This window comes from Halobacillus ihumii, assembly GCF_902726645.1.
GTDB classification, from domain to species: Bacteria; Bacillota; Bacilli; order Bacillales; family Halobacillaceae; genus Halobacillus_A; species Halobacillus_A ihumii.
The window spans coordinates 3,430,856-3,457,508 of record NZ_CACVAO010000001.1 but is presented as its reverse complement, the minus strand read 5'-3'; the positions used below and the strand labels follow the sequence as shown (position 1 = coordinate 3,457,508).

The following is a 26,653-nucleotide window of genomic DNA, read 5'->3' as shown; positions in this document are numbered from 1 at the left end:
ACCTCTTATGATTTGGAGTAGTCATGAATTAAATGGGTTAACCGTTTTAGCGTTTCTGGACTGATATCTGGCGTGACACCGTGTCCAAGGTTAAAAATATGCGCAGGATGCTGGCGTCCTTCATCAAGAATTTGTTTCGTTCGTTCCTCAATAACAGACCAGTCAGCCAGTAAAATTGATGGATCCAAATTTCCTTGCAGCGGCTTGGTAATGCCCATCTCTCGTGCTTCTGTAATCGACATTCTCCAGTCGAGCCCTAATACATCAATTGGCAAGTCATCCCATTGCCCGACTAAATGCCTTGCTCCGACGCCAAAGAGAATGAGCGGTACGCCTTCAGGCTGCAATTCATTAAAAATCCGTTCCATCACCGGCTTAATAAATGCCCGATAATCTGTTTCATTCAAGGCACCTACCCATGAGTCGAAAATTTGAATCGCACGCGCTCCTGCTGCGATTTGGGAACGAACGTACGTAATGGTCATATCCGCCAGTTTGTCCATCAGCATAAACCACGCTTCAGGATCACTGTACATCAGTGATTTAGTTTTATTATAATTCTTTGATGGCCCGCCCTCAATCATATAGCTCGCCAGCGTAAACGGCGCTCCGCTGAATCCAATCAATGGAACGTTCAGTTGTTCTCTTGTCAGCAGACGGATTGTATCGAGTACATAAGGTACATCCATTTCCGGTTCGATCGTCCCAAGTTTAGCAATATCCGCTTTATTCTTAATAGGATTGTGTATGACAGGACCAATACCTTTTTTAATTTCAACATCCACCCCTATAGCCGGCAATGGTGACATGATATCTTTGTACAGAACAGCTGCATCAACGCCATATTGCTCCACAGGCAGGCGTGTGACATAAGCACACAGCTCTGGCTGATGGGTAATTTCAAACAAAGAGTACTTCTCTTTTAACTTACGATACTCTGGCTGCGACCGGCCGGCCTGTCGCATAAACCACACTGGCGTGTAATCTGTTTCCTCTCCTCTAAAAGCCTTTAAAATCGTATCATTCAATTCTTTCTTCATGATTCATAACTCCTTTATAGTGCGCGTTCAAACCCTTTGAACATTCCATTCCACACGAGCATCTTCATCCGTTTTCCACTATACCGATTAATGGACTTTGTGTATAGGAAAACGAACCTATTGTCACGATTTTGTACGTTTTACTAAACGTTTTTACCATTCTAAGGTTACAGGATTTGAAGGCTTCCCTTCGAGTCCTGTCAGCGGGTCATAAGGAACGACAGTAAATGTCGGCTCATCCCATACATCCAATACTCCGACGTGATATTCACCTTTCCCCGTCACTTGATCCACTAATGTTTTCTCCTCGCCTGTTCCTTGGTAAATTCGATAAACAACTCTATCATCTTTACCAGGTGTCCAAGACAGCGTGCCTCGAATCAGGCCAATACCGCCAAACCCGATCGAACCTTCGACATCTGTCAGAACGGGTAGCGAGATCGGTTTTGGCAGCTGTTTCATCCCTTCAGGTTTCACAAAAGAATCAGCCAGATCTTGTTTACGATCGATCTTGGTTAAAATCGACTTCATTAATTTGGCCGGATAAGAGCTGCCGCCTGATAGATAATACTCATCTCCTGACTTGTCGTATCCCATCCATAGTGTGCCAGTATATTCTGGCGTATAACCAGCAAACCACACCTCTTTATTCTTTCCTTCAACGGTCGGATGCTGTTGAGTACCTGTTTTTCCCCCTAAGGCTTTCGGATAGCTGCCTGCTTTTGCAGTACCTTCAGACACGGTCGTCTCAAGCATTTCTGTCATATACCAGGCTGTTTGTTTGTCAAAAACCTGCCGTTCTTCCTGCTCATGTCGATGAATCATCTCACCGTCCCGATTGATAATTCTTTCAATCGTATAAGCATTGGTGACCTTTCCTTCCCGAGCAAAACTTCGATATGCTTCTGTCAGCTGCAACGGCGAATATCCTCTCGATAATCCGCCAAGGGCAATCGCTAATCCTTGATCTTTTGTCGGCAAGCCTAGTGCTTTCAAATACTCTTTGGCATAAGAAATCCCCATCTGATCAAGCAGCCAAACAGCAGGAGCATTCTTAGATTCAACGAGCGCCTGATAAAGTGATGTGAGTCCAGCGTATTCTCCATCATAATTACGAGGAGTGTACTCACCATAAGATCGTTTCTCATCAACGAGCAGGGAATATGGAATATATTTAGGACTCATTAAAGCAGGACCATACACAGCGAGAGGTTTGATGACAGACCCTGGCTGCTTCTTAACAGTCACACGGTTCACATCACCGTGCGTAAAATTGCGACCGCCAACTACAGCTGCAAGAGCTCCGCTATCATTCTCCATTAACGTAAAGGCTCCTTCGACATTGCCTTTTGAACCTGGAACAAATTCACCGTGCTTCATTTCGTTAGCAGCGATTTCCTGGATCTCGGGATTCATGTTGACAATGAGGCGATAGCCGCCCCGCTTCAATTCCTCACGGGATAAGTGGTACTCCTCTGCTGCCTCTTTGATCACAAGATCTACATAACTGTTTGACCATGTTTCCGTATCTTCCTCTGGTTTTTCGACCCCAAGTGTCGCGCCTTGCAAGCTGACCATTTTCTCAGCCTCGATCATTCCAAGCGCCTCCATTCGGGAAAGCACGATGTTTCTCCGGTCCTCAGCCCGCTCGGGATTTTCAAATGGTGAATAGTTGTTAGGGGCTTTTGGCAATGCGGCAAGCAGGGCCCCTTGAGCCACCGTCAACTCTGAAACCGACTTATTAAAGTAAGTTTGCGAAGCAGCTTCGATTCCGTAAGCTCCATTGCCAAAATAAATGCGATTTAAATATAATTCTAAGATTTTATCTTTTGTAAAATTTCTTTCTAAGTAGATGGCCGCCATTACTTCTTTTGTTTTTCTCATCCAAGATTTATCGTTCGACAGAAATAAATTCTTAGCCAGCTGCTGGGTGATGGTAGAGGCCCCTTCGACTTTTCCCATGGCAATAACATCGCGGTATACCGCACGCAGAACCGATTTAAAATCGACCCCTGCGTGTTCATAGAAACGACTGTCCTCTATCGCCACAAAAGCCTGCTGCACATGCTCTGGAACCTCTGAAATATCAACTAACGTACGGTTCTTCGTATAAATACGTTCAATGACTTCACCCTCGGTTGTTTCCACTGTTGTGGCCACATCTAAAACCAGTTCTTTTTCTGAGACGACAAATCTTCCGCCAAAAACAATAAATAAGTACCCGGCTAAAGCCAATAAGAATATAGCGCCTATAGCAATGGCCGGCCATTTAAGAGAGAGTATCCAGGTTGGACGGCTTTTTAGGTATTCTTTGATGTTCACACGTCGTGCATCCTTTCTTATCACGTTAAAACTTGCGATTGATCCTGCACAATTGCTACACTTAAGCTGAAGCAGGAAAGGGGACATTTCTAAATGATCGTATCTATGACAAATGGTACATTAAACTATTTAGCAAAGCTAGATCAACAGCACAAAGAAGCCAATCTGTTGTTCATGCAGGCTCAGGACAAAACCGTCGCCTACTACGAAGGAGACGAACCTTCCATCTTTGAAGAAGGCCGCGATTATGAAATCGTTGATTCCGCCGGAGACGTACAAAACACTGGTTATGTAGTCATGAATAACATTCCTGTCTCTTCTGAAGGACGCCCTTTATTTGAGGACCGCTTCAAGAAACGGGTGGGGACAGTTGAAGGAATGGATGGATTCCAGGCCATTCGTATTTTGCGCCCCTTAAAAGGAAACACATATGTCGTCTTTACACAATGGCGCAATGAACAGAGCTTTGAAGATTGGAAGAATTCTCAAGCCTTTGAGAAAGCCCATCAAAACTCTGGCCCCGATCACAAACAGAAACCGTCCTTTATTGATGGCAAGCCATATATCACTAAATATCATATGACCCAACTTGATGAATCATAAAGAAAGTGAGCAGCTTTAGGCCGCTCACTTTTCTTATGACTCTTGCTTTTCATCGTCCAGCACTTCTTGTTGGAAAAACTCTTCAAACGTAGAAGGTTTCTGTGATCCAACAATTCTAGCTACCTCTTCTCCATTTTCATAATGGACGAGAGTTGGTGTTGCCTCAATACCATACTCCTGCCACATATTTTCAAATTCCAGCAGGTTCATCTTTTTCATATCGACACCAAGATCTTGTACCAATGGAACTAATACCGGAGTCGTTCGTTGACAGTGCACACATTCCGGGCTGTAAAAATAAACCGTCGTAGGCTCACCTGAACTAATTTGTTTTTTCAGCTCGTCCGGCAGAATCTGATTCTGGTAGTTAGGATCATCAAGCTGTTCGATCGTCGCCTGCTCTAAGTTACTCTTTTCGTATGGATTCCCTTCAGCTTTCTGGGAGTTTTGGTAGTTGACCACAAAAGCCAGGATCACTAATAACCCAACTAATATCGTTCCAAATATAATCATATTTCTCTTCATTAGCTGCTCTTCCTCTCTGACCGAATGATCATGATATGACTTATGAAAATAATAATAAAAGCTGTTCCCGCTAAAAAGGGAATGGTAATAAAGCCTAAGTAGTTCACGTATTCCGCATTACACGGAACTAGTCCGCAAGAATCTCCTGCTGATTGAAAAGCCGGTACTTTTTGAATTAAATAATGGTAAATCGATACAGCCATACCGATCCCACTCAAAATCAATCCAGCAATAGCCACTTCAGCTTTCCGCTTAATGAGAGCGGCTCCATAAATAATGACTAGCGGATACATGAGAATTCGTTGAAACCAACAAAGCTCACACGGAGTGTATCCTAAAATTTCTGAATAAAACAAACTCCCAAGTGTAGCCACAAGTGCCCCAGCCCAGGCAATAAATAACAAAGTCTCACTTTGTTTCTTCATTTTGATCGTCCCTTCTCCTTCTCTCCACATGTTATTATACAAGTTATTGCTTAGAAATTAAACTAAATAAGCCTTATAAATAGCCACCTTTTCCCAATTGTCAAAAAAAGTCCAAAACCAAGTTTAATTACCAAAACCCGTATCGTCTATTCCCGAGGAAATAATAGTGAAGCTGGTCAACCCATCGGCCTTCCTCTCTACCTTTTGTAGATGGATCCTATGTTTGAGAACAAAGATAATGTAATAACGAGGTTTAAAGAATAAAGAACAGGGAATAGATTTTAGTGGAGACATCATTTACCTGGAAGGATGATAATCAATGGATGAAAAAATGAAGAAACTAATCGATGGATTAAATGAAGACTTAGCTCATGAATATGCTGCTTCTATTATGTACACATACAATGCTGCAGTAGTGTCCGGGCTTTATCGTTCTGTTCTTAAACCGTTTTTTGAAAGTGAAGTAGCCGATGAACAAGGACATGCCGTTTATTTGGCTGAAAAAATCAGTATCCTTGGCGGTACTCCAACAACTAAACCAGCTGAGGTTAAACCTTTATCTGAGGTTAAAGAAATGTTGGTCGAAGCAAGAAATTCTGAATACGATACGATTAAACGCTATGAAATTCGTAAAGAACAAGCTGATGAATTAAACCTTACTGAATTATCCATTAAATTGGACGATTTAATCGCCGATGAAACAGGCCATATGGAAGAGATTGATCGTCTGTTAAAAGATTCCCGCTTACATGAAGCATAAGAATAAGCACACTACGTGCCGAGCATCAGGCTGTCGGAACCCGACAGCCTGATTTTTTCATTCCTTTTCTTTTCGAAAGCGTTCATTTGTGCTAAAAAAATGAGGTTACTCTACAAACTGAAGTCACCGCACGGATGGCGAGCTTATTTTGTTTCATTTTTTTCTGAATCCCTGATATATTGAATACTAAAGAACAAGAAGGAGGAATAAAGATGTGGGACTCCATTTTTCAAGCCATTGACGATCAATATGACAACATGGTGAAGACAAGAAGGTATTTACATCAACATCCTGAAGTTTCCTTCCATGAGACGGAAACTGCGGCTTTTATCGCAGATACATATGAACGACTCGGCATTCCTTATCAGAAAGAGGTCGGAGGAAATGGGATCGTTGCGACACTAACTGGAGGAAAGCCCGGTAAAAAAGTTGCCTTACGAGCAGATTTCGATGCCCTGCCGATCCAGGAAGAAAATGAAGTAGATTATAAGTCAAAAAATGATGGTACCATGCACGCCTGCGGCCACGATGGTCATACGGCTGCTCTTTTGGGCGTAGCTGAAGCTCTGCTGCCTTTTCAAGATCAGCTCCCTGGCACTATAGTTTTTGTCCATCAGCATGCAGAAGAACTTCCTCCGGGCGGTGCTAAAGCGATGATCGATACTGGAGTGCTTGATGACGTAGATGCAGTATTCGGAACACATTTATGGGCAAGCACACCTCTGGGCGTTATCCAAACATCTAAAGGTCCCTTTATGGCAGGCGCCGATAGTTTTACAATTAAAATCCAGGGAAAAGGCGGCCATGGAGCTCAGCCACACCTCACTAAAGATGCTCTCGTGATTGCCTCACAGCTCGTTTCTTCCCTGCAGCAAGTAGTCAGCCGTAAAGTTGATCCACTTAAAACAGCCGTCCTCACTGTCGGAACGTTTGAATCAGGTCAAACGTTTAATGTGATCGCAGACACGGCCACTTTAACCGGAACCGTTCGTACATTTGACTCTGAAGTTCAAGAACTGATTATTGAGGAAATGGAGAAAATCGTTAAAGGTGCTTGTATTAGTGCTGGTGCCGACTACCAATTCGATTACGAGAAAGGCTACCCGCCGGTGATCAATCACGCTGCCCAGGCCGAATTGATCTTGCAGGAAGCACCGCAAGCTGATGCCTCCCTTCAAAGCGAAGAGGTGGATCCATCCATGGCAGGCGAAGATTTTGCCTATTACTTACAAAAGAAACCAGGTGCTTTCTACTTTACAGGAGCGCAAATTCCTGGGCATGCCTATCCTCATCACCATCCGAAATTTGATTTTGACGAGCGTGCTCTTCTACATGCAGCTAAAACACTGCTGCAAGCCTTTCGTTCATTCCAAGAACAAGATAATTAATCTTTCAGCATGCGGAGACGATAAGCATTCATTGTCGTCTCCCCTAATTGTTCAAGAAATCGCTTATTAGCTACATAACCTACGATCGCTCCAAAGCCAGGAACGAGCTGAAATAATTTAGCAAGATCAATCGTATCTCTATATTCAATCTGCAGCGTCTTCCAGTCTATTTCTTTGCGCTCTACAGGTGCTTCTTCCCAATTCAATACGATATCCCGTACCTTCACCCGTTCTTCATCACTTGAAAAAGCGAGCATAAAAATATGCAGTAAATACACCCGCTCCTCATACTTATTTACATCGAATCCATAGTACTGAGCCGAATCAAACAGAAACTTCATTTTAATACTGAGCAGCAATGGAAAATCAACGGCCCCAAGCCAGAATCCTCCAAAACCTGTACCTGCCCCTTCCCAGGAGGCCGCTCCTTTATATTCTTGCAGTCGCTGTGAAACAAGCTCCTCCCGCTTCTGAAAGTTCCACGATTCCTCGACATCAATCGGACGAATATATTTGGAAGAAGTTAAAGCCAATTCAATCATCTTACGTACACTTTCGGTAACAATGGAATGGACACGATCTGGGATTCGATCATTAATAGACGATTGTAGTCGTTTGGATGATCTTTGGATAATGGAAGAGCGCTTCTCCAGTGATCTGCTCCATCTCATTGCTTCTTTATACACATCTGCTTCATACCCCATTGAACTGCCTCCTACTAAAAATAAAGCTGGGACAAAATTAAATTAATCATCCGAACAATTCTATTGAAATCAACTCAGATTATTTGTGTGGCAAGAAAGGATTTTTGCATCGCTTCGTTAAAACACTTCGCTTTCCGCGGGCACGGCCTCAGCTTCCTCGGAAAGCAAAGGATGCTTTCCTGCGGGATCTTCGACTCGCGCTGTTCCCGCAGGAGTCTACGTATTTTAACTACGCTAATGATCTGCGTTTATACAATTCACTTTTTCATCGTTCGTTTTTTGATATTATTGCTTTATTTATGTCCCAGCCTCACTACACTAACTTTTGTTTCACATAGCCCTGAATAAAGGCTGCACTAAACACGATTCCGCCTGCCAATACGATTACCGCTCCTAACCAGTTGGCTTGAATCACGAATAACAACGTAAAGACAACGGTTTGAACGACCATAAGCTGGGTAAGCCCTTTGAGCATAGCCGTTTGTTTCCATTCCTGTTTAATTGGATATAAATCCAGCCACGCAACTGTACGATGGTGATTCCAAAGTGACATCATTTGGAACGCACTTAAATACAGAAACAAAATCGCGAAAGCCACCTTTACCCATAAATTCGGTACAAACCAGATAGCCAGGCCGCCGATCGCCATTAACCGTAAGTACATCCCTAAATAATCACTGCTGCGGACAAACGTGATGCGGTACAAATACGTAAAGGTTTGATCCTGGCGATAGCTGATTGGTGCCAGCAAGAGCCGAACGAGTGAATGCCTTTTCTTCACGGTGTTCTTCAAATGAGGAACATCTGTAAACATGTTAGCGATCCTGTAAAAAGTACGCATTCGAGCCTGATCTTTACTGACTAGTAAATCAAAGGCCAGTCCGGCTTTTTTTCGTGATAAGTAGTAGGCATACAACATGATCGCAACTAATAATATCGTCACAACACTTGCGAAGACCCACTCTCCTTGAGCCAAAAAATAAAACAGCAGTACACTGATTACGCCTCTAACTAATTGATCCGTCAGGCGAATATTCGCATTGCGTTCCTTCAGCATCCACCAATTAGCCAGCATGTTCCACCCTTTTGCAATCAGGATAACAATGATCATCGTTAAGTAGTGCTGTGTCCCAAGGGCAGGGTATGAAGCAAAATATAGTGGTCCCAATGCGGCGGCCACAATGAAAATTAAATATAACTGGATAACAAAACTGTAGAGCAGACAACGTTTGAAATAATTCCCAAGCTGATGTTCTGCCGGCAGCAGGAAAATTAAGTCCGGCTCCTTCAACAAGGTCCGAACCGGGCTATAGCTGGCCACAAGCCCGAAGGCGATTCCTACAATCCATGCGGTTGGAAATGACTCCGGCAAATTCATGAGCCACTGTTGATAGTAATAGGCTAGAGCCGATATAAAGAAAATCATCGCAATCGCGATATGCCCGTTGAATATATAACGCAAGTAGCGGCTTGTTTCCTTCATATGTTCCTGAAAGCGCTGATTCCAAAACTTTTTTGCATCAATCATGGTTTTCTTCCTTCGTCAAAGCGATATAAATATCGTCCAAAGAAGCTCCCGGATTATCGAACGATTGTCTCAGTTCATCGAGCGTCCCGGTAGCGCGTATTTTTCCATCATGCAGAATAACGAAACGATCACAGTACTTCTCGGCTGTCGCTAAAATGTGAGTAGACATTAATACACCTGCTCCATTTTCCTTCATTTCATCCATCCATTGCAGGTATGATTGAATTCCGAGCGGATCAAGACCCACAAAAGGTTCATCCACAATATACAGCTCAGGCTCAATCAGAAAGGCACACATGATCATCACCTTCTGCCTCATCCCTTTGGAAAAATGGACAGGAAACCAATTGAGTCTTTTCTCTAAACGGAATTCTTTTAGCAATGGATCAAGTCTTTTCTTAAAGAGATCCTCTGGCACATTATAAGCCATGGCTGTTAAATGAAGATGCTCGTACAACGTCAATTCATCGTACAAGATCGGCATTTCAGGAATATAAGCCAGCTGTTGCCTGTAATTTTCAGGGTTCTGTTCAAATGTCGTGCCATTTATGGCCACTTCACCTTTTTTAGCCTGCATCATGCCAATCACATGTTTAATCGTCGTACTTTTGCCGGCACCGTTTAAACCTATTAATCCGACGATCTCATTTGGAAACACGTCAAACGATATACCATGCAATACATTTTTATGTGTATAGCCTCCATGGAGGTTATCAATATGTAATAAGGATTTCATGGTTTTCCCTCTTTTCCATTGCGTACATTCTTCACAAATTTTATCACACTTTTCCAGAGGGTTGCACCTTTCTGCTATAGAAGGACGGATCTCGTGAAAACGCCTTAAAATATGATATAATTATACAAATATGACCAAGGAGTGAAGGACATGACCCAAGTAGATGATTGTATTTTTTGCAAAATTATTAACGGTGAAATCCCTTCTGCCAAAGTGTACGAAGATGACGAGGTTTATGCCTTTCTTGACATCAGCCAGGTCACCAAGGGGCACACTTTAATTATTCCGAAAGAACATACGAAAGACATTTATCATACTGATTCAGGTGTAGCAGAAAAGCTGTTCGCACGTGTGCCTAAGATCGCCAATGCCCTTAAGCAATCGTTTGAACCCATTGGCTTAAACCTTTTGAACAACAATGAAGAGCCTGCCGGACAGTCTGTTTTTCATTTACATATCCACCTTATTCCTAGGTATGGAGCGGAGGATGGTTTTGAACCTCAATGGACTGTGCACACAGACGACTATACGAGTGAGGACCTGCAGCATATCGCGAATAATATTAGTCAAAAAATTCAGAATTAGAGACTTGCGAAAGCTTTGCATGATGCTTAATTTTTGCTATAATAAAGCTATACTTTTGCAGGCGGCCAAGAGGGTACGTCTGAAGAGTGAATTTTTGAACTACCACTAGATGAGATTAGAAGAGATGAGGAGAGATGAACAAAATGAATACTCGTGTATTAGTTATGCTGTCGTTGTTAATTGGAATTGGTGCGGTGCTGCATGTTATTATGCCGCCGTTTTTCTTCGGGATGCGGCCAGATATGATGCTTGCGATGATGTTTTTAGGGATTATGTTATTTCCAAAACTGCCGTATGTTTTACTTTTATCTGTAGCAACTGGATTTATTTCAGCCCTTACCACAACCGTACCAGGAGGACAGATAGCTAACTTAATTGATAAACCTTTGACTGCATTATCTTTCTTTGGATTATATATCGCACTAGGGAAATTACTTAAGAAGGTTACGGCCCCTGTTCTCACAGCAGTAGGAACAGTTATTAGCGGCACTATTTTCTTAAGCTGTGTGTTATTTGTGATCGGACTTATGGATGCAAGCTTTACAGTAATGTTTGCTACAGTTGTTCTTCCAACTGCTGTCGTCAATACGGTCTTAATGACGGTCATTTATCCGATCGCCCAACGTGTTATGAAACGTTCAAGAATCAGTCAATCTTTACCCGTACAGCCATAAAATGAATTAAGGTCTCAAAGCATTTATTCATATAAAGACTGCTACATCATTTGTAGTGGTCTTTTTCTCTAAGGAGATTATTATTTTAAACATTTTTCATGATTTTAGGTTTCAATCTTGTGTATTAAGAGAAAATAATAAATAGGATATGGAATGGAAAGGGGTTTTTTTATGCCAAACGCAAAATCACTTGTACTCGGAATGATAGTAGGCGGAGTCACTGGGGCTGCTTATACATTGCTCAACACACCATCCTCTGGACGCGACTTCCGTGAAAATGCCAAGTTAAAAAGCGAGAACTTGAAAACAACGATCCTGACCTTGAAAGAAGAAGGGTTTCAGCTGAAGGATCAAATTGCCCAAACCTCTAAGGAAGGCGCTGAACTTATCAAAGAATTATCAGAAGATGTGAAAACATCGATCGAAAGCTGGAAACAGACTGTTGAGCCTCACCAGAAGAAAATTCAAAGTTATCTTGAACAAATTGAAGAGAGCTTAAAAGACCTTGAGGAAAAAGCGAAAGCTGAACAGAGTTCAGATACGCAGCCAAGCCATGAAGTAGTTAACCATCAATAAGGTAACGTTCAACAATAATAGCTGCACTATGCCAGCTTTCAAACTCAAAAAAGCAGCACTCGATGGGAGTGCTGCTTTTTTAAATAGTTTCTATTCTTTTGGCTGCAAGTCTTCAATAGACTCAACATCCATATATGCTGGTACAACTAGGCCAATTTTAGCGCCTTTCAGGTTAGGACCTAAATCAACTAGGCTATCTTTATATTCTGCATATAAGTCTCCGTGAGTTCCTGGAAGCCAAGCTGCTACCATTCCTGTTACTTCACCTTCCGCAACAGCTTCCCACATTGGACCATTATTAAGTGGTGTAATCGTTACTTCAAATCCTTGTTGTTTCAACACTTCTGCTACAACGTTCGTTGACGCAATTTCAGTATCCCAGTTTACATATACAAGCTCAACGCTCTTGCCATCTACTTTTTCAGTACCTTTTGTCCAAGAGCTTACTTTATCTTGATTTTCTTTAATCCATGCCTTAGCAGCTTCTTCTGGAGCCGTTCCTTCATTAATATCAAGCATTACGCTTTGAATATCTTCTGAAGACCATTTGAACTGATCAAGAATTTTATAAGCATTCGGTTTATCTTCTTCTAGTCCTTTACGAACCATTGTTTTAATCTTTTCTGCTTCCCCAAATACACCTTTAGGGTCTTTTAGATATTTCAAATCATATTTTTCAAATTTCCAGTGAGGTGACCAGCCTGTTACGACAATTGGCTCTTCACTTTCAATAGCGTCACCTAAAGCTGTCGCCATAGCGCCTGAGGAAGAAGTGGACACTTCCCATCCAGCAAGACTGTCGTATTCCTCTACAGCTTTCTGAGCTGCTGCTACTACACCAGCACCTGCTTCAATACCTGTGATGGTGTAATCTAATTGTTCCCCATAATTTGCTTCGCCTTCACCTTCTCCTCCGCTTGGGTTTGAGCTATCTTCTTCAGAAGATCCGCAACCTGCTGCCACAAGTGTAAGTGAAAGACCTGCGGCAATTCCTAGACGTTTCAAGTTTAAATTAAACATGAAATATGTTCTCCCCTTTAATAAAATATATTTATTGTCAAAAGGCTGTCTAAGCCTCTATAACCAAATGGATTAAGCTTGATCTCCGCGTTGCGTATTTAGATTCTGCGTGAAGCGGTCAATGATAATCGCTAAAATAACAATACCAAGACCCGCAACAAAACCTGTACCTACTTCAGCACGCTGAAGACCTGTAATAACTGTCTGACCCAGTCCCTTGGCACCGATCATAGATGCGATAACGACCATGGACAGTGCCAGCATCACCGTTTGGTTGATACCTGCCATAATTGTTTTCTTAGCCATAGGCAGCTGGACTTTAAACAGTTTTTGAAAGCCTGTTGTTCCAAAGGCATCAGACGCTTCAATTAACTGATGAGAAACCTGGCGAATCCCAAGGTTTGTAAAACGTACAGTTGGCGGTGTCGCAAAAATAACAGAAGCAAATACACCAGGGACCATCCCGATACTAAAGAAAGCAACAGCCGGTATTAAGTAAACAAAGGCTGGCATCGTCTGCATGAAATCCAAAATTGGTGTCAAAATGCTTTCTACAACTTTACTTTTCGCCATCCAGATTCCGAATGGAACACCGATGATGACCGAGATTAAACTAGCAAATATAACTAAGGTAAAGGTGTTCATCAGCTCTGGCCATAGCTCCTGGTTTTGAATAAACCAAAGTCCAATCACAGAAAAGGCTGTGAGTCCGATTTTTTTGCCTGAAATAAAGAAGGCAATAAGTCCAACAACGACAATAAATAACCAAATAGGAATTCCCATTAGCAGTCCTTCTGCAAAGAACTCGATAAAACGTCCAAAGTCTTCTTTAATAAAATCAAATAGGAATTCAAATGTATCTGTTGTCCATTCCGTAGCTGTAGAAACCCACTCAGCTACTGGTAACTTAGGAATTATTTTCATCTACATTCACCTCATTTCCAGCTAGTGCTGCCAGCACGGAACCTCTTACAATAATTCCGAGCAGCTTTCCTTCTTCAACGACTGCAACAGGAACTGCTGAATCGTGAATAATCGTAAAGATATCTTGCATCGAAGTATCTTTTTGTACTTGTGGAACTTCTGATCGCAAAATCGCTTTTAAGCTTCTTTCTTCTTTTTTAGCTGCCTCTGCTACATCGTCAGCCGTCACATAACCATGAAGATTTCTCTTCGCATCAGTAACATAGATGCTTGAAAGGCCTTCTTTGCGCATGCGTTCAAGTGCAGTTCTCGGACCGTGCTTCTCAACATCTACCGTTTCCGGACGCTTCATAACGTGTTCTGCTGTTAAGATTTTGGAACGGTCGACATCTTCAACGAATTTCTCAACATACTCATTCGCAGGATTAACCAGAATTTCTTCTGGAGTTCCAACTTGTACAATTCGTCCGTCCTTCATCAACGCAATTCGATCCCCGATTCGCAGTGCTTCATCTAAATCGTGGGTAATAAATAGAATCGTTTTCTTCATTGACTCTTGCAGTTCGAGCAGTTCATCCTGCATCTCTTTTCGAATAAGTGGATCCAGTGCTGAGAAAGCTTCGTCCATCAATAGTATTTCCGGATCATTGGCAAGAGCACGGGCTAAACCGACACGCTGCTGCATTCCACCTGATAGCTGTCCCGGAAATTGTTGGATGTAACCTCCAAGTCCTACCATTTCCAGCGATTCTTTCGCTTTTTTCTTCCGCTCTTCCTTATCGACACCTTGTACTTCCAGACCGAACTCGGCATTTTCCAAAATAGTTCGATGAGGAAACAGAGCAAAACGTTGGAAGACCATGCTCAATTTCTGCCGGCGCACTTCTCTTAATTTTTGCTTATCAATTTTCGCCAAGTCTTCCCCATCAATGTACACACTGCCTTCTGTTGGTTCAATTAATCTATTAATCAAGCGAACTAAAGTAGATTTACCACTTCCAGAAAGGCCCATGATGACAAAGATTTCACCTTCTTCTACATCAAAGGATGCTCGATTAACACCCACTGTGTTTCCTGTCTTTTCTAATATTTCTTCTTTAGATAAACCTTCATCCAGATACTTCGTTGCTTTCTTCGCATTTCTTCCGAAGATCTTAGAGAGGTCCTTCACTTCAATGATCGGCACATCTCTCACCTCATATTTTTATTGTTCAATCATTGTACGACCAACGTACTCATTCCATCGCCTTATATACTGTAACCTATTTGCAATATAAAATTCAAACGATAAATTCTTAAAAATAAGTTCAAAAATTACATACAGTTTATTCTGTATGTAATTTAAACACGAAATCACTATAGATTCCGACAAATATCTCCGTTTTTCTGTTTTATCCGCAATTTTTCAATTTTTGGTATGTATAGTAATGTAAAATTAACCTAACTTGGCAAGGAGAGATCGAATGGTGCTTACTTCTAATCAGACTATTGAACATTTTAACACCAAGGTTATCCAAGAGTTCTCTAAAACACTCGAAATGTTTGGCCTGTCCCTGGCAGATTCCCGCCTGTTTGTGACTCTCTACCTGCATCATCGTCCTATGACACTAGATGAAATGAGCGAGTCCCTCGGGAAAAGTAAAACATCCATGAGCACCGGTGTCCGATATTTAGTTGATCAAGGATTAGTCGAGCGTGTGTGGAAGAAAGGGGTTAGAAAAGACCTTTATCAAGCGGATGAAAATTTATATAGAAAGTTTATGTCTTCCTATATACAAAAGTGGCTTGATGCCAGTCATGACCAGATGGCTGCCCTTCAGGCTATTGATCACCAAATGGAAAGCGGCTCTCATCAGGACCAACTCGGGACCGAAGCCACCCATTTACAGAAACGTATAGAAGATATGATCAGTTTTCATCACCTTATTTCTAAAACGTTTCAAGAAATCAAACCTACTAATAAAATACCTTTTACCTGACATGTTCAAGCCTATGCTCCACTTCAATTTAATATCAATAAAGAAGAGGTTTGGACGAAAGTGTTTTTATCAAATGAAAACCTGAACTAATTAAAGGCTATAATTGGTGCATACGACCCACCACGAAAATAGCACTTCATTCGTCACTCAAGGAATTTAGTTATGGCCCAGCTTCTTCAGGCTGTCGAGAAAGTCTCGACAGCCTGATTTTTTTCTTACTTCTTTCATTTTTCACCGCGCTCATTAATTATCCTATTGATAAGATTCTGTTTAGTTGGTGCGGAATACCAGGGTTTCTCCATAAGCTGATGAGGCTGGGACATATATAAAGCAATGATGCCAAAAATCGAACAATAAAATTGAATAGTATAAACGCAGCGATGGTAGAAAGTCCTTTCTTTACACACAAATAATCCGAACTAATTTTGATAAAATAGTTCGGATTACTTTATGCTTAATTCAAATTCGTCCCAGCTTCATCTTATATGCGGATTAGCTTTAATAATCGGTCAGTAAGAGATGGGTGTATGTTCTCTTCATACATTGCCATGATCGTGGCCTCGACCGGCATTTTATAACACAACATTCCAGCGAAATGAATAAGTAGAGGAGAATGATCGATTAACCCGTCCTCCTGGTTCTGCTCATATGTATGTTCAAGTTCCTCAAATAACCTGATCGTTTCCAGATATTCCGCTTCAGTTAAACCATGGTTGACGACCATTTGAGTAAAAGGATAATGCTTCATTTCCTTTACATTCAAAAGGAGATGAACTTGAAAATGAAGGTCTTTATAAGAATCCTCTCTCCCCACTTTTTTCTTGCCTCCTTTTTCCACAACAGCAGTGATATTTTACTGTATTTATAAGCCTTTTTAAATGGATAAAAAAATTAATGTTTTTTTAGTAAAAAACCTATTGATTTTTCATACGAAACATACTAATATACGTCTTGTGCTTATAAAGCTCTACAGCACTTACGAGTTTAATCATACCGATATTTTAAAACAATTCACAGTATTTTTGTTTCGCAAAGGAGGATTCTATCATGAATTGCTGGAAATCAGTAAATATTAACAAAGAGTTCGGTTTCAACCGTGTCTGCTTACTATCACTATTAACTGGACTAATGTCTTTTCTAGTAATCTATCTTCCATTATCCATCATCCATAAAACGACCCAGATGATTGATCTTGGATTTATTCCCTTATTGATAGGGTTATTTCTCTTACCTGCGATACATCGGCTTATGCATATTTTACCATTGGTATTACTATATAAACGAGTTCGCGTAACGTTTAAATTCAGAAACAGAATTACACCAACTTTCACGTATCAATGTACGTCAAAGCTTTCTAAACAAACTTCAATCATTATGGCTATGGCACCTACTTTGCTGATTACTGTACCGGCTTTAATGATGAGCGTGATTTTTCCAGGCTACTTTGCCTACCTGGTAATATTCGCCGCTGTTAATATTGGACTTTCACTCCCCGACTTTCTTTATTTAAACCAGTTTGCGCGAGCACCGCGCCGCTGCGTGATTGCCAATTCTAAAAACGGCTACGATATTCTGATTCAAAGACCAGAGTTGTAATAATTGATAAGCGCCGCTCTTATAATGATAAGAGCAGGCGCTTTTTTTCAGATGCTTGTCTACTATACGTAGAGAACAGCATATCATTCATTAAGTTATCCGCGATATACCATCCATTAAATTTTTGGGACTAGCCCTTTAAAGGTTTCTTCTGTTCAAGGTGACAAAATTTTGATAGAGTAGGTTAATAGGAATAAAGGAGGTTCTTCATCGTGGCATTCGTATTTATTATTTACGGACTAATCGTCTTATTTGTATTCAATTCTCTCACTCATTCCTTGTGTTTAAAAACTAAGATGTCCACTGAAAAGCAATCACGGGTATTTCGAACAATCAACGTATTGATCACGATTCTGCTGATCACTTCATATGTAGATGTACTCAACCATATGTAATCAAACAGGCTATGTTCCAAATATAAAACATAGCCTGTTTTTCATATCAAATTACATCCATGCTGCACCTACGATGATGAGCAAGATAAATAAAACTACGATTAACGCAAATCCACCACCATATCCGTAACTCATAAACTCACCCCCAACCTTGAGACATATGACATCCTATGCGATAAAAATCAGATGTGAATGGGCCTGCACCTAGACTTCTTCTGATTTTTTACACTTCTTGTGGAATAGCTGAGGTAAAATATGTTATATTAACTCATGGGCTGTTAAACCTCTACGTGAAGAAAGACTACCAAATTGTTCGAGGAGTGTACGTATCATGAAGAAATTGGCTATAACGGCTGCCCTTGCAGCAAGTGTGTTTACATTATCTGCTTGTTCCTCTGGAGATTCAAAAACAGTGGTAGAAACAAGCGGAGGAGAAGTAACAAAGGAAGAATTTTATCAAGAGCTTAAAAATAAGCATGGCGACCAAGTTTTACAACAGCTAGTAATGGAAGAAGTATTAGCGGCTAATTATGAGGTTTCTGATGAGGCCGTCAATGCGGAGTTAGAAAACCTTAAAGAACAATACGGTGATAAGTTTGAGATGGTGCTTCAGCAAGCCGGCTTTACAGATGAAGAAGCCTTTAAGGAAGTTATTCGTTTAAGTCTTCTGCAAGAACAAGCTGCGGCTGAAGAAGTAGATATATCAGAAGAAGAAATGAAACAATACTACGAACGTATGAAGACCGAAGTACAGGCGAGTCACATTTTAGTGTCTGACGAAGAAACAGCTAAAGAAGTGAAGCAAAAGCTTGAAGACGGTGAAGATTTCGGAACACTGGCCAGCGAATATTCAAAAGATGGATCAGCCAAAAAAGGCGGCAAGTTAGGTTACTTCGGGCCTGGTAAAATGGCTCCTAAGTTTGAAGACGCTGCTTACGGTTTAGAAGTTGGTGAAATAAGTGATCCTGTTAAGACACAGTTTGGGTATCATATTATTAAAGTAACGGACAAGCGTAAAGTTGAAGATGTGAAATCGTACGAAGAAGCGAAGAAAGAAATTAAGCGTACACTCGTTAGTCAAAAAGTAAACCAGCAGCAATTACAAGCGAAAATCGATAAACTCATGCAAGAAGCAGAAATCGATGTGAAGCTTGATCAATTCAAAGATTTATTTAAGCAGCCTGAACCTCCTAAGAGCGAAGGCGGCGGAGACTCTTCTGAAGGATCTGAACAAGGAAATAGCTCTGAAGGCAATAAAGAAAAAAGTAATTCTGAAGGTCAGAAAGAATCATCTAATTCTGAAGGAGAGCAAAGTTCCTCTGAAGAAAATAAATCAAGTGAATAAGCATAAAAAAGCCAGGTGGGATCCCCCACCTGGCTTTTCTTATTTCTATTCAACTGCTCAAGTAACGCTTAGCCAACGTCCCTTGCTCCTTTGTTACGCTTTTCTTTCTCCTCATACATTCTTTTCAAATAGACTCGTCCTTCACGCTCAATAAATTGCTGTTCCACCTTTTGCTCAGCCCTCATCGCCCGAAAAGCCATAAAACCACTTACAAAAATAAATACAATACAGAAATATACCCAAACTGGAATACCAAAGATCATCATGATATCCTCCCTGTCCCATTTATCACTATTCTATGAATCAACGTTCTCTGATATGATCAAGAATTAGACAAGGCCTCTTTTTCTATTTTCGCAAACATAATTGCGTAGGTTACGGCGCCCCCAACGGCTAACAAACTAATCGAAATAAATACCGTTTGATAACTTACATAGTTTGTAGCGACTAACGAGAAGGGTGCTAACAGTCTCCCTAATGTGAAACGTAACGATGCGGCCGAGAAATACTGTCCACGCATGTTCTCCGGCGCAAGCTTGGCAATAAAGCTCTCCTGAATACCGACTACCATTAACTCAGCTAATGTGAAGATCCCCATAGCTGCAATAAATACCCAAACATTCTGTGTCAGCCCATAAAGTGTCATGCCGAACGCATACAGAAGACACGATGATATAAATACGCGCTTCTCCTTTAAGCGATTCATATACCTCGTCACAAGGACTGTAAATAATGCAACAAGCAACCCATTTTCAGCTAAAATAAGGCCAAAAGCCCGTTCTCCCGAAATTGTCCAAGTAAATTCGCCAATATGAATGAATGGCTGTTCCTGTACGACCTCACTTGTATAAACAGCAATTAGAATGTCTAGCTGCATAAACGTTTGTGAAACAAGTACCCCTGCTACGATAAATAACAGAAACGTTCGATCACTGGCAATCACCCTGTAATCTCTTAATTCCTGCCACAATGCAGCTGTCCACTTCTTCCCTTTTTCCTGAACCCGTTCTCTAACGGTGGTCGTTTCTTCAAGGAAATAAGCCAGCACCATCGCTAGTATAGCTGTCACAATCACGCCACTGATGAGCATTTCAAAACGGTGGGTATAAAAGATATAGCTTCCTATAATGGGACCGATAACCACCGCTATATTAATCGATGTATAGAAAACAGCAAATACACTTGCTCTATGTTTCTCCTCCACAACATCTGCCACCATAGCATGTGACGCTGGCCAGTACAGTGCCCCAAACACACCGAGCAGACTAAAAGAGAAGAAGGTCAGAATGGGCGAGCTAAGCCACGGGGAATTGGCCGCAGCAAACAAAATAAACGATGCGCTTTCCCCAATAGCCGCAAACACCATCATTCTTTTTCTGCCAAACCGATCCGCACAATATCCTCCAATTAAACTTGCGGCTACTGAAAATACTTGAGATAAGACCAACAGCAATCCTGCTGAATCCTTCCCAAATGATCGTTCAAAATAAATCGTCATAAACGGAAAGAACGCCCAAAATAATATATTCATCGTTCCTTCGCCAAACAAACGAATCTTCAAATTTCTATCCCAATCCCGCCACTTCATCTCTCTATCCCCTATATTCTTTATCTATTCTTCAAACGTTGGTTTGTAGAAGGAACGCTGATCCATAGCATAAATCTTCTCTGTAAACTCTCCTGGACCTACTTTTTTAAGCGACCGATTTAACATGTTCATACCTGCATCAAGCATATCAATTTGGTGCAGCAGTTCAGCCTCTCGTACTAATGGAGGCTTCGGGCTGCCCCATTCAGATTTACCATGGTGACTTAGGATCATGTGCTGTAAAATGGTGACCTCTTCTCCTTCGATTTGCAATTCATCAGCAGCCACACGAATTTCCTCTACCATCATTGGAATATGTCCAATCAGCTTTCCCTCAAGTGTATAGCTCGGGGATGTTGGTCCTGAAAGCTCCTTGAGTTTCCCAAGATCGTGCAGAATGATTCCCGCGTACAGCAAGTCCTGATTAATATCCGGATAAAGGATCGTCAATTGCTTCGCTATATTCAACATTGAGACAATATGATGCGCCAGCCCAGATACGTACTCATGGTGGTTTCTTACCGCCGCAGGATAGCTTAACAAATCGTCTTGATAGGTTTTTAAAAAATGCCTCGTAATACGTTGAATGGATGGATTTTTCATCTCAAAAATTGCTTCCGTTAATCGTTCCATCAAGTCTTCCTTATTCACCGGAGCTTTTGCCATAAAATCAGTGGCCTGCACACCATCCGTCGGCTGCACGGGTCTGATACTTTGAATCTTCAACTGCGGTTTATTACGAAATTGACCTACATCTCCTTGCACTTTGACTAGCTCTCCTTGTTGGAAAAGCGCTTCATCCTCTGGGGTTGCCTCCCAGAGCTTTGCATCGATTTCTCCTGATGTATCAGCTAATATTAATGTAAGAAATGGCTTATTGTTGCTCGCTACCCCTTTTGCAGCTGCTTTTATTAATAGAAAATAATCAAATGTCTCCCCTAATTTGTGCTGTGCAATTCCTTTCTTCATATGGACTCTCCTCCCTAAATAAAAAGACCATTCCAAAAAAGGCTTCTATCCGCTCGCGCTCATTCTTGGATTAGAAGTTGGAACAGTCTTGCATATCATGTACTCAGAAGAGGCTGCCTCGGTGTTAGACACCTCTTTTTACTCGCTATGTTTTTGATCAATCTTAGGTACATACTGAAAAATTTCCCCAGACTCTACAACATGAATAAACCGCATAAGCCAGCGATAATAATTCTGGGCATAATGAAGACGGTCAATGTCCTGATCTATTTTTTCCTTTAAAGATACATCCTCTGTCTGCTCTTTAATTTGCAATAATTCTTGAATCGCTTCATCCGCTTCTTCAATGTTCGTTTCTGTATGGTGCCTCCAGCGGCTTCCAAACAGGGAAGTGAACGACTTATACCAATCTTCCTCCGATTTGTATAAATCTTTCCGCACCCCTTTTTTAAAGGCTGGCTCCACCATCTTCATATCAGATAAAGCTCGTACACCTGTAGACATACTCGTCTTACTCATTTCAAGAGCCGCGCGCATGTCATCAAGTGTCATCGGGTTTTCTTCAAAATAAAGCACCCCGTACAAGCGTCCAATAGATGGAGTCACACCATAAAGGCTCATGTTTTTTGCTATCACCTGAATAAATTTTTCAATGGTTTCTTCATAATTTGTCCAGTCTTGTTTATGCTGTTCTGGCAATGGAAACCCTCCATTTGCTATATCATCTTTTAATCTGAACACATTTTATCATTAATATTAGCAATTTGCGACCTTATCCTTCATATATATCGTTTAGAAGGCAAAAAGGATCCATGCCACTTCTCTGCAAGCTCCTTTTGATAAGTAAACAGAATAATTTGACTGCTATGAGATAACGACTCCAGCAGGTTCATCATCACCTCACGTCTTCCCTCATCAAAGTGCACAAACGCATCATCGACAATAAATGGCGCCTGTATCGCTGCAGACATGGTATCTCCTAAAGCCAGCCTGAGAGCTACGTACAATTGATCAGCGGTACCTCTCGACAATTCACTGGTCTCATACACATGGCCCAGGTGATCTTCAACGTTGAGCCCGCCAAGCTCAGGATCGATAAATAATCGCGTGTACTTTTCAAACGTCAGCCGTCCAAAAAAGTCCTCTGCCCGCTTGATGACAGATGGTAAATGATTCTCCTGATGACGCGTTTTGGTGGTCTTTAAGATTCTGGAGGCCATTTGATAAACTGCCCATTCCTTTGCCTGTTCCTGAAAGGCATCACGCTGATTAGCCAGCTGATGCAAATGCTTGGAATGCTGCTCTGAACTTTCAAGTAAATCCAAACGATGCTTTCTCGCTGCGATGTCCTGCATGAGAGTGTTCTGCTCCTCAACAGCCGCCTGAAATTCTCGATCAGTTTCTTCTAGTTCCACTTCGAGCTCTGAAGGGTCTTTTGCCTCTTCCCAGACCTTAAATGCCTCCTGGTCGTGTTTATTCAACACCCCTTCTATTTGAACAACTAACTGCTCCTTACGCCGCATTCTTTCCCTATTATTCTCTGCCACTTGCGCTTTTTCATAAAAATCATCCAGGTCATGTGCACCGGCCTTTGCAAGCAATTCTGTTTTTTCTGCAGCAAACGGTGTTATTTGATGGTCGAGATAGTCAAGGTCTTGTTCTAAGCGGCCTATCTCTTCTTGAAGACGTTTGCTCTCTGAAATGGACGCTTGCTGTGTCTTGATCCACTTCTCAAGTTGACGATATTTCTCGGACATGTCTGTATGTACATCCTCAAAGTTCAGCGCTGTTAAAAAAGCTTTCGCATCCTGTTCGATCTTTTGTTTCTTCTGCAGGGCCGCTGTAAGCTCTTCCTTCAATGCATCCATGTCTTTTTGCTTTTCTTTTGTTTGTTTTAACAACTGAAAGAGCTGCTCCCAATGGGTGGGCTTCAATGAGGATAAAAAAGGATACATTGTCGTCTGTTCGGTGATTCGTGTCGTTAAACGTTTTCTCCGCTCAGATACATTACGCTGTTTCTCATGAACTAGCAGCGACTCATGATTTACTTGCTTCCAGCGCTCCTTGATATGAGCATACTCCCCTTTTGTCCGCTCATACTGTTCAACTACCTCTTTAGCATGTAAGAAATCCGACTCACTTATACGATGTGTAGGCTGCTGACCAATTCTGGCAAGCATCTGTTCGTAATCACGAGCTGCTTGCCTGAAGAAAAGACCCGTACCCGCACAAATTCCGCTTATGATTAAGCCAACTAACATTATCGGAAAGCTCGAGATCATGAAAGCAACTGCTGCTCCTGCTGCGAGAACTACGATGGAGGCAATGAACATGCGACGGCTCGCGCTCTGTTTTTGCTGCACGGTGGAGGTCCAACCTCCCGCTGCTTCAGACGCTGATGGCACATAGGAATGGACAACCCGCTGGCAGTCCGCTACTTGTTCTGCATCAAGCTGATCTTGCTCGAGATTCTCCATTTGATCTTCGAGACGCCGTTGCTGAGCATCTAAAGCGTTCATTTCTTTGTCAATCGCAGCCGCTTCTTCATTTATGTGATCGGCCTCATGTTTGACGCTTCGCCACGTTTCTTCTATATAAAAGGGAAAATCAAACTCACGAAAGGCTGCTGCATCCATACCTAGATGTAATTCATTGAGTTCTGACTGGATTCGTTTCTCCCACGTCTCGATACTGCTCTGCAGCCGCTCAATATCCTGTTCAACTTGATGATAGACAGTTTTCGTTTCAGCTATTGTTGTCGCTTCGTTTAGGACGGTTGAAGAAGCGGTTTGCAGATGCTCCTGGCTTTGCCTGGCCTCAGACAGTTTCGCCTGAACAAATTGCTGTTCGCTCTCTAACGGCAATAGTTTTTCCTGAAGTTGGTGCATCCGATCTGTACCGTTTTCAGGAAAATAGCTGTGCTGTTTTTCTTTCAGCTTCCCAACGAGCTGATAGTACTCCTGAACAACAGGAAGCACTTTTTTCAACTGTTGAAAACTTGATCGTTTTAAGCGAAGCTGATGCAGCCGTTCTTCTAATGCCTCTCGCTTCATCGTCAACTCGCGCTGTTCATCTAACAGCTGCTGATACTGCCCCACTTCACGTTCAGAAGTGAGCCATTGTTTATTAGCAGCATCCAAGGAATCAAGCTGCTGATTTAGAACCGGTTTCTTGCCCTTTGGCTTGAAGCGGCTGTCAAGTTCCTTTTCAATACGTTTATCGGTTTGATAGATTAGGTCAGATCCTGTCAGTCCAACACTAATCAGCACCTCTCCTAATTCCTGTCCATTTAAGCCATGCAATTCTGTCAGATCTTCTGCGTCGAAGCTGTAAATAGACTGATACGCTGCCTGAGACATATGGGAAGTGATGCTTCTTAGAAAATGTTCGTCCTTCTCTTCGCCATTAGCAATCCGGCAGACAGCAGCGCCTTGATTACGGTCATGAACGCGTTCTACTGTCACTTCTCCGTACTCTTCCGTTTGTAACGTGAGTTTCCCTCCAACGGGGCCGCCCATTTTCGGCTGGTAAAGCACCCGCTTTTTCGGGGGCAAACCGAATAAAACAAATAAGATAAATGTTCGTATGGTAGACTTACCAGCTTCATTGTCACCAGCAATCACCACAAGGTTATTGGATGGTAATGTCATGGAATAATCACGCCATTTTCCAAATCCGTAAATATGGAAGTCCAGGATTCTCATAACTTTGACTCCTCCTCAGACAAGAGCTGTTCTACAACTAACTGCTTCGCCCGGGATAAAATGTCATCCAGCTCCTCGTCCGTCAGAGAATCTAAATATTTCGAGGCGAGCCGATGCTCATATAACGGGGACAACTGTCGGGATAATTCATCTGTCGTCAGATCGTCAGCATGTCGCAAGTATTCCCCAGCAAAATGCTGCCCGGACTTAAGTTCTTCCATATCAAAAGCAGGGCGGTCAACGATCGTAACTTGATCAATCCAGACCCATGATTTCCCCTCAAGGTCTTCTGAATCGTTAAGAAGCTCAACCCATTCCTTTACGATCCCTTCCAGTTCCCACTTTTGTAAAAGTCCTTTATTTCCCTTAACAACAATGCTTAACATTACGGGAGTTTCGGCACGGGCTTCATGTTTAGCTCGTGCAAATAAGCCTTCTAATTCTTCCGGCTGGTTCACATCTACGGCAGAACAGGTTGCTTCCTCAAATGTAAAGCTGTGAAGCGGAATAAACGTCTGTCTCGCTTCCATTTTACTTAATTCGACCAGCGAGCATCCCTTTCCCCCGGTTTCTTTTCTGGAACGACCTTGAATGTTGCCTGGATACACAATCGGCGGTTGATCAGACAGCTGCTGCCGCTTATGAATATGTCCGAGTGCCCAATAATCCATGTGCCGGTTACGCAACTCATCAAGTTTAAACGGAGCATACACGTCATGTTCACTATTTGTTTCAAGACTTCCATGAAGCATGGCGATATGAAAAGGACAAGTTCCCTGCTTGATGAACTCTTCAGCTTTCCTGTCTTCTACAGCACGGTTCACATAGCTGAAGCCATAAATCGCAGCCACTTGCTCTCCCTGCTTGTAGTAAGGCAGAGCCTGAACCGTCTCTTGTTCAAAACTATGAACATTGTCCGGGAACGTGATGGGGTAGCGCATCCCCTGCATATAATCATGATTACCATAACTGAGATACACAGCAATATTGTGCTGCGCTAATCGCTTAAACCCTTCGCGGAGCCGGACTTGCGCTTTTAAACTCCTCGTCTCTTCATCAAACAAATCACCAACAAGCAATACAAAGTCAACCTTATGTTGAATCGCCTGTTGGATTAACCGATCAAACGCTTCAAATGTCGCCTCACGCATTTGCTCCTGCAACAAATCCGGAAGCTGGTTTCTTCCTTTAAAAGGGCTGTCCAAATGCAAATCGGCACTATGTATAAATCGAACTGTACTCATGTTTATCCTCCACCGTCACTATT

28 protein-coding genes are annotated in these 26,653 nt (G+C 42.0%); 10 read left to right on the top strand and 18 right to left on the bottom strand.

All coding sequences use genetic code 11. From position 1 onward, the window contains the following. Nucleotides 1-5: 5 nt before the first annotated feature. Together hemE and G6R08_RS17245 are read right to left on the bottom strand one after the other, a co-directional pair. The gene (gene hemE / locus G6R08_RS17250) at nucleotides 6-1,040 is read right to left on the bottom strand and encodes a uroporphyrinogen decarboxylase (protein ID WP_163529669.1); all 1,035 of its coding nucleotides are present in this window, start codon (nucleotides 1,038-1,040) and stop codon (nucleotides 6-8) included. A gap of 153 nt (nucleotides 1,041-1,193) precedes the next feature. Continuing rightward, complete coding sequence (locus tag G6R08_RS17245; RefSeq protein ID WP_240339761.1) at nucleotides 1,194-3,362, bottom strand: transglycosylase domain-containing protein; 2,169 nt, start codon at nucleotides 3,360-3,362, stop codon at nucleotides 1,194-1,196. A gap of 93 nt (nucleotides 3,363-3,455) precedes the next feature. Between G6R08_RS17245 and G6R08_RS17240 the strand changes: the two genes are divergently transcribed. After that, nucleotides 3,456-3,965, top strand: coding sequence for an antibiotic biosynthesis monooxygenase family protein (locus G6R08_RS17240; RefSeq protein ID WP_163529664.1), 510 nt, complete (start codon nucleotides 3,456-3,458; stop codon nucleotides 3,963-3,965). A 33-nt stretch (nucleotides 3,966-3,998) separates the two neighbouring features. Here the strand turns inward: G6R08_RS17240 and G6R08_RS17235 are convergent, their stop codons facing one another. Together G6R08_RS17235 and G6R08_RS17230 are read right to left on the bottom strand one after the other, a co-directional pair. Beyond that, entirely contained in the window at nucleotides 3,999-4,490 is a 492-nt protein-coding gene (locus tag G6R08_RS17235; protein ID WP_163529662.1) for a thioredoxin family protein, read from the bottom strand. Beyond that, the gene (locus G6R08_RS17230) at nucleotides 4,490-4,915 is read right to left on the bottom strand and encodes a disulfide oxidoreductase (RefSeq protein ID WP_163529660.1); all 426 of its coding nucleotides are present in this window, start codon (nucleotides 4,913-4,915) and stop codon (nucleotides 4,490-4,492) included. The genes G6R08_RS17235 and G6R08_RS17230 overlap by 1 nt, the downstream gene beginning before the upstream one ends. 319 nt (nucleotides 4,916-5,234) lie before the next feature. Between G6R08_RS17230 and G6R08_RS17225 the strand changes: the two genes are divergently transcribed. Next, on the top strand, nucleotides 5,235-5,675 hold the full coding sequence (locus G6R08_RS17225; RefSeq protein ID WP_163529658.1) for a ferritin-like domain-containing protein: 441 nt from the start codon (nucleotides 5,235-5,237) through the stop codon (nucleotides 5,673-5,675). Nucleotides 5,676-5,887: 212 nt separating this feature from the next. Next, on the top strand, nucleotides 5,888-7,063 hold the full coding sequence (locus G6R08_RS17220; protein WP_163529656.1) for a M20 metallopeptidase family protein: 1,176 nt from the start codon (nucleotides 5,888-5,890) through the stop codon (nucleotides 7,061-7,063). On the opposite strand, the gene G6R08_RS17215 is transcribed toward G6R08_RS17220, so the two are convergent. The 3 genes from G6R08_RS17215 to G6R08_RS17205 all read right to left on the bottom strand — a co-directional run bounded on the left by G6R08_RS17215 (nucleotide 7,060) and on the right by G6R08_RS17205 (nucleotide 10,031). Next, nucleotides 7,060-7,767, bottom strand: a complete 708-nt coding sequence (locus tag G6R08_RS17215; RefSeq protein ID WP_163529654.1) for an EcsC family protein — start codon at nucleotides 7,765-7,767, stop codon at nucleotides 7,060-7,062. The two genes, G6R08_RS17220 and G6R08_RS17215, sit on opposite strands and share 4 nt — an antisense overlap. Before the next feature lie 313 nt (nucleotides 7,768-8,080). Further along, nucleotides 8,081-9,295 carry an ABC transporter permease gene (locus tag G6R08_RS17210; RefSeq protein WP_163529651.1) on the bottom strand — a complete coding sequence of 405 codons (1,215 nt, stop codon included), beginning with the start codon at nucleotides 9,293-9,295 and terminating at the stop codon, nucleotides 8,081-8,083. Beyond that, nucleotides 9,288-10,031: an ABC transporter ATP-binding protein gene (locus G6R08_RS17205; protein ID WP_163529650.1), complete on the bottom strand. Its 744-nt coding sequence runs from the start codon at nucleotides 10,029-10,031 to the stop codon at nucleotides 9,288-9,290. Before G6R08_RS17205 ends, G6R08_RS17210 begins: the two co-directional genes overlap by 8 nt. A 150-nt stretch (nucleotides 10,032-10,181) precedes the next feature. On the opposite strand from G6R08_RS17205, the gene G6R08_RS17200 reads away from it, so the two are divergent. From G6R08_RS17200 to G6R08_RS17190, 3 genes are all read left to right on the top strand, one after another. Next, the gene (locus G6R08_RS17200; protein WP_163529647.1) at nucleotides 10,182-10,616 is read left to right on the top strand and encodes an HIT family protein; all 435 of its coding nucleotides are present in this window, start codon (nucleotides 10,182-10,184) and stop codon (nucleotides 10,614-10,616) included. Nucleotides 10,617-10,759: 143 nt separating this feature from the next. Further along, nucleotides 10,760-11,290 (top strand): tryptophan transporter, encoded by a 531-nt coding sequence (locus tag G6R08_RS17195; protein ID WP_163529645.1) that lies wholly within the window; start codon nucleotides 10,760-10,762, stop codon nucleotides 11,288-11,290. Between the two features lie 171 nt (nucleotides 11,291-11,461). Then, nucleotides 11,462-11,866 carry a YtxH domain-containing protein gene (locus tag G6R08_RS17190; RefSeq protein WP_163529643.1) on the top strand — a complete coding sequence of 135 codons (405 nt, stop codon included), beginning with the start codon at nucleotides 11,462-11,464 and terminating at the stop codon, nucleotides 11,864-11,866. A 90-nt stretch (nucleotides 11,867-11,956) separates the two neighbouring features. On the opposite strand, the gene G6R08_RS17185 is transcribed toward G6R08_RS17190, so the two are convergent. From G6R08_RS17185 to G6R08_RS17175, 3 genes are all read right to left on the bottom strand, one after another. Continuing rightward, nucleotides 11,957-12,886 (bottom strand): glycine betaine ABC transporter substrate-binding protein, encoded by a 930-nt coding sequence (locus G6R08_RS17185; RefSeq protein ID WP_163529641.1) that lies wholly within the window; start codon nucleotides 12,884-12,886, stop codon nucleotides 11,957-11,959. 72 nt (nucleotides 12,887-12,958) lie between these two features. Next, a complete protein-coding gene (locus G6R08_RS17180) occupies nucleotides 12,959-13,810 on the bottom strand; it encodes an ABC transporter permease (RefSeq protein ID WP_163529639.1) in 852 nt (283 codons plus the stop codon). Then, entirely contained in the window at nucleotides 13,794-14,996 is a 1,203-nt protein-coding gene (locus tag G6R08_RS17175; RefSeq protein ID WP_163529637.1) for a quaternary amine ABC transporter ATP-binding protein, read from the bottom strand. Before G6R08_RS17175 ends, G6R08_RS17180 begins: the two co-directional genes overlap by 17 nt. A 277-nt stretch (nucleotides 14,997-15,273) precedes the next feature. Here G6R08_RS17175 and G6R08_RS17170 point away from each other — a divergent pair, with 277 nt between their 5' ends. Beyond that, nucleotides 15,274-15,789: a GbsR/MarR family transcriptional regulator gene (locus G6R08_RS17170; RefSeq protein WP_163529635.1), complete on the top strand. Its 516-nt coding sequence runs from the start codon at nucleotides 15,274-15,276 to the stop codon at nucleotides 15,787-15,789. A gap of 481 nt (nucleotides 15,790-16,270) precedes the next feature. Here the strand turns inward: G6R08_RS17170 and G6R08_RS17165 are convergent, their stop codons facing one another. Beyond that, nucleotides 16,271-16,603: a DUF1878 family protein gene (locus G6R08_RS17165; RefSeq protein ID WP_163529633.1), complete on the bottom strand. Its 333-nt coding sequence runs from the start codon at nucleotides 16,601-16,603 to the stop codon at nucleotides 16,271-16,273. A gap of 233 nt (nucleotides 16,604-16,836) precedes the next feature. Here G6R08_RS17165 and G6R08_RS17160 point away from each other — a divergent pair, with 233 nt between their 5' ends. Further along, complete coding sequence (locus G6R08_RS17160; RefSeq protein ID WP_240339760.1) at nucleotides 16,837-17,385, top strand: DUF3267 domain-containing protein; 549 nt, start codon at nucleotides 16,837-16,839, stop codon at nucleotides 17,383-17,385. A gap of 212 nt (nucleotides 17,386-17,597) precedes the next feature. Then, the gene (locus tag G6R08_RS17155; RefSeq protein WP_079529327.1) at nucleotides 17,598-17,780 is read left to right on the top strand and encodes a hypothetical protein; all 183 of its coding nucleotides are present in this window, start codon (nucleotides 17,598-17,600) and stop codon (nucleotides 17,778-17,780) included. Between the two features lie 51 nt (nucleotides 17,781-17,831). On the opposite strand, the gene G6R08_RS17150 is transcribed toward G6R08_RS17155, so the two are convergent. Continuing rightward, complete coding sequence (locus tag G6R08_RS17150) at nucleotides 17,832-17,915, bottom strand: YjcZ family sporulation protein (protein WP_079529326.1); 84 nt, start codon at nucleotides 17,913-17,915, stop codon at nucleotides 17,832-17,834. A gap of 196 nt (nucleotides 17,916-18,111) precedes the next feature. Here G6R08_RS17150 and G6R08_RS17145 point away from each other — a divergent pair, with 196 nt between their 5' ends. Continuing rightward, nucleotides 18,112-19,125 (top strand): peptidylprolyl isomerase, encoded by a 1,014-nt coding sequence (locus G6R08_RS17145; RefSeq protein ID WP_163529631.1) that lies wholly within the window; start codon nucleotides 18,112-18,114, stop codon nucleotides 19,123-19,125. 68 nt (nucleotides 19,126-19,193) lie between these two features. Here G6R08_RS17145 and G6R08_RS17140 read toward each other — a convergent pair whose 3' ends face one another. The 6 genes from G6R08_RS17140 to G6R08_RS17115 all read right to left on the bottom strand — a co-directional run bounded on the left by G6R08_RS17140 (nucleotide 19,194) and on the right by G6R08_RS17115 (nucleotide 26,630). Continuing rightward, the gene (locus tag G6R08_RS17140; RefSeq protein ID WP_338035444.1) at nucleotides 19,194-19,391 is read right to left on the bottom strand and encodes a sporulation YhaL family protein; all 198 of its coding nucleotides are present in this window, start codon (nucleotides 19,389-19,391) and stop codon (nucleotides 19,194-19,196) included. A 56-nt stretch (nucleotides 19,392-19,447) separates the two neighbouring features. Continuing rightward, a complete protein-coding gene (locus G6R08_RS17135; protein ID WP_163529629.1) occupies nucleotides 19,448-20,713 on the bottom strand; it encodes an MDR family MFS transporter in 1,266 nt (421 codons plus the stop codon). 24 nt (nucleotides 20,714-20,737) lie between these two features. Then, nucleotides 20,738-21,682, bottom strand: a complete 945-nt coding sequence (gene yhaM / locus G6R08_RS17130; RefSeq protein WP_163529627.1) for a 3'-5' exoribonuclease YhaM — start codon at nucleotides 21,680-21,682, stop codon at nucleotides 20,738-20,740. Nucleotides 21,683-21,820: 138 nt separating this feature from the next. Further along, nucleotides 21,821-22,381 (bottom strand): GbsR/MarR family transcriptional regulator, encoded by a 561-nt coding sequence (locus G6R08_RS17125; protein ID WP_163529625.1) that lies wholly within the window; start codon nucleotides 22,379-22,381, stop codon nucleotides 21,821-21,823. 80 nt (nucleotides 22,382-22,461) lie between these two features. Continuing rightward, entirely contained in the window at nucleotides 22,462-25,386 is a 2,925-nt protein-coding gene (locus G6R08_RS17120) for an AAA family ATPase (RefSeq protein ID WP_163529623.1), read from the bottom strand. Continuing rightward, nucleotides 25,383-26,630: a metallophosphoesterase family protein gene (locus G6R08_RS17115; RefSeq protein ID WP_163529621.1), complete on the bottom strand. Its 1,248-nt coding sequence runs from the start codon at nucleotides 26,628-26,630 to the stop codon at nucleotides 25,383-25,385. The genes G6R08_RS17120 and G6R08_RS17115 overlap by 4 nt, the downstream gene beginning before the upstream one ends. Nucleotides 26,631-26,653: the final 23 nt, after the last annotated feature.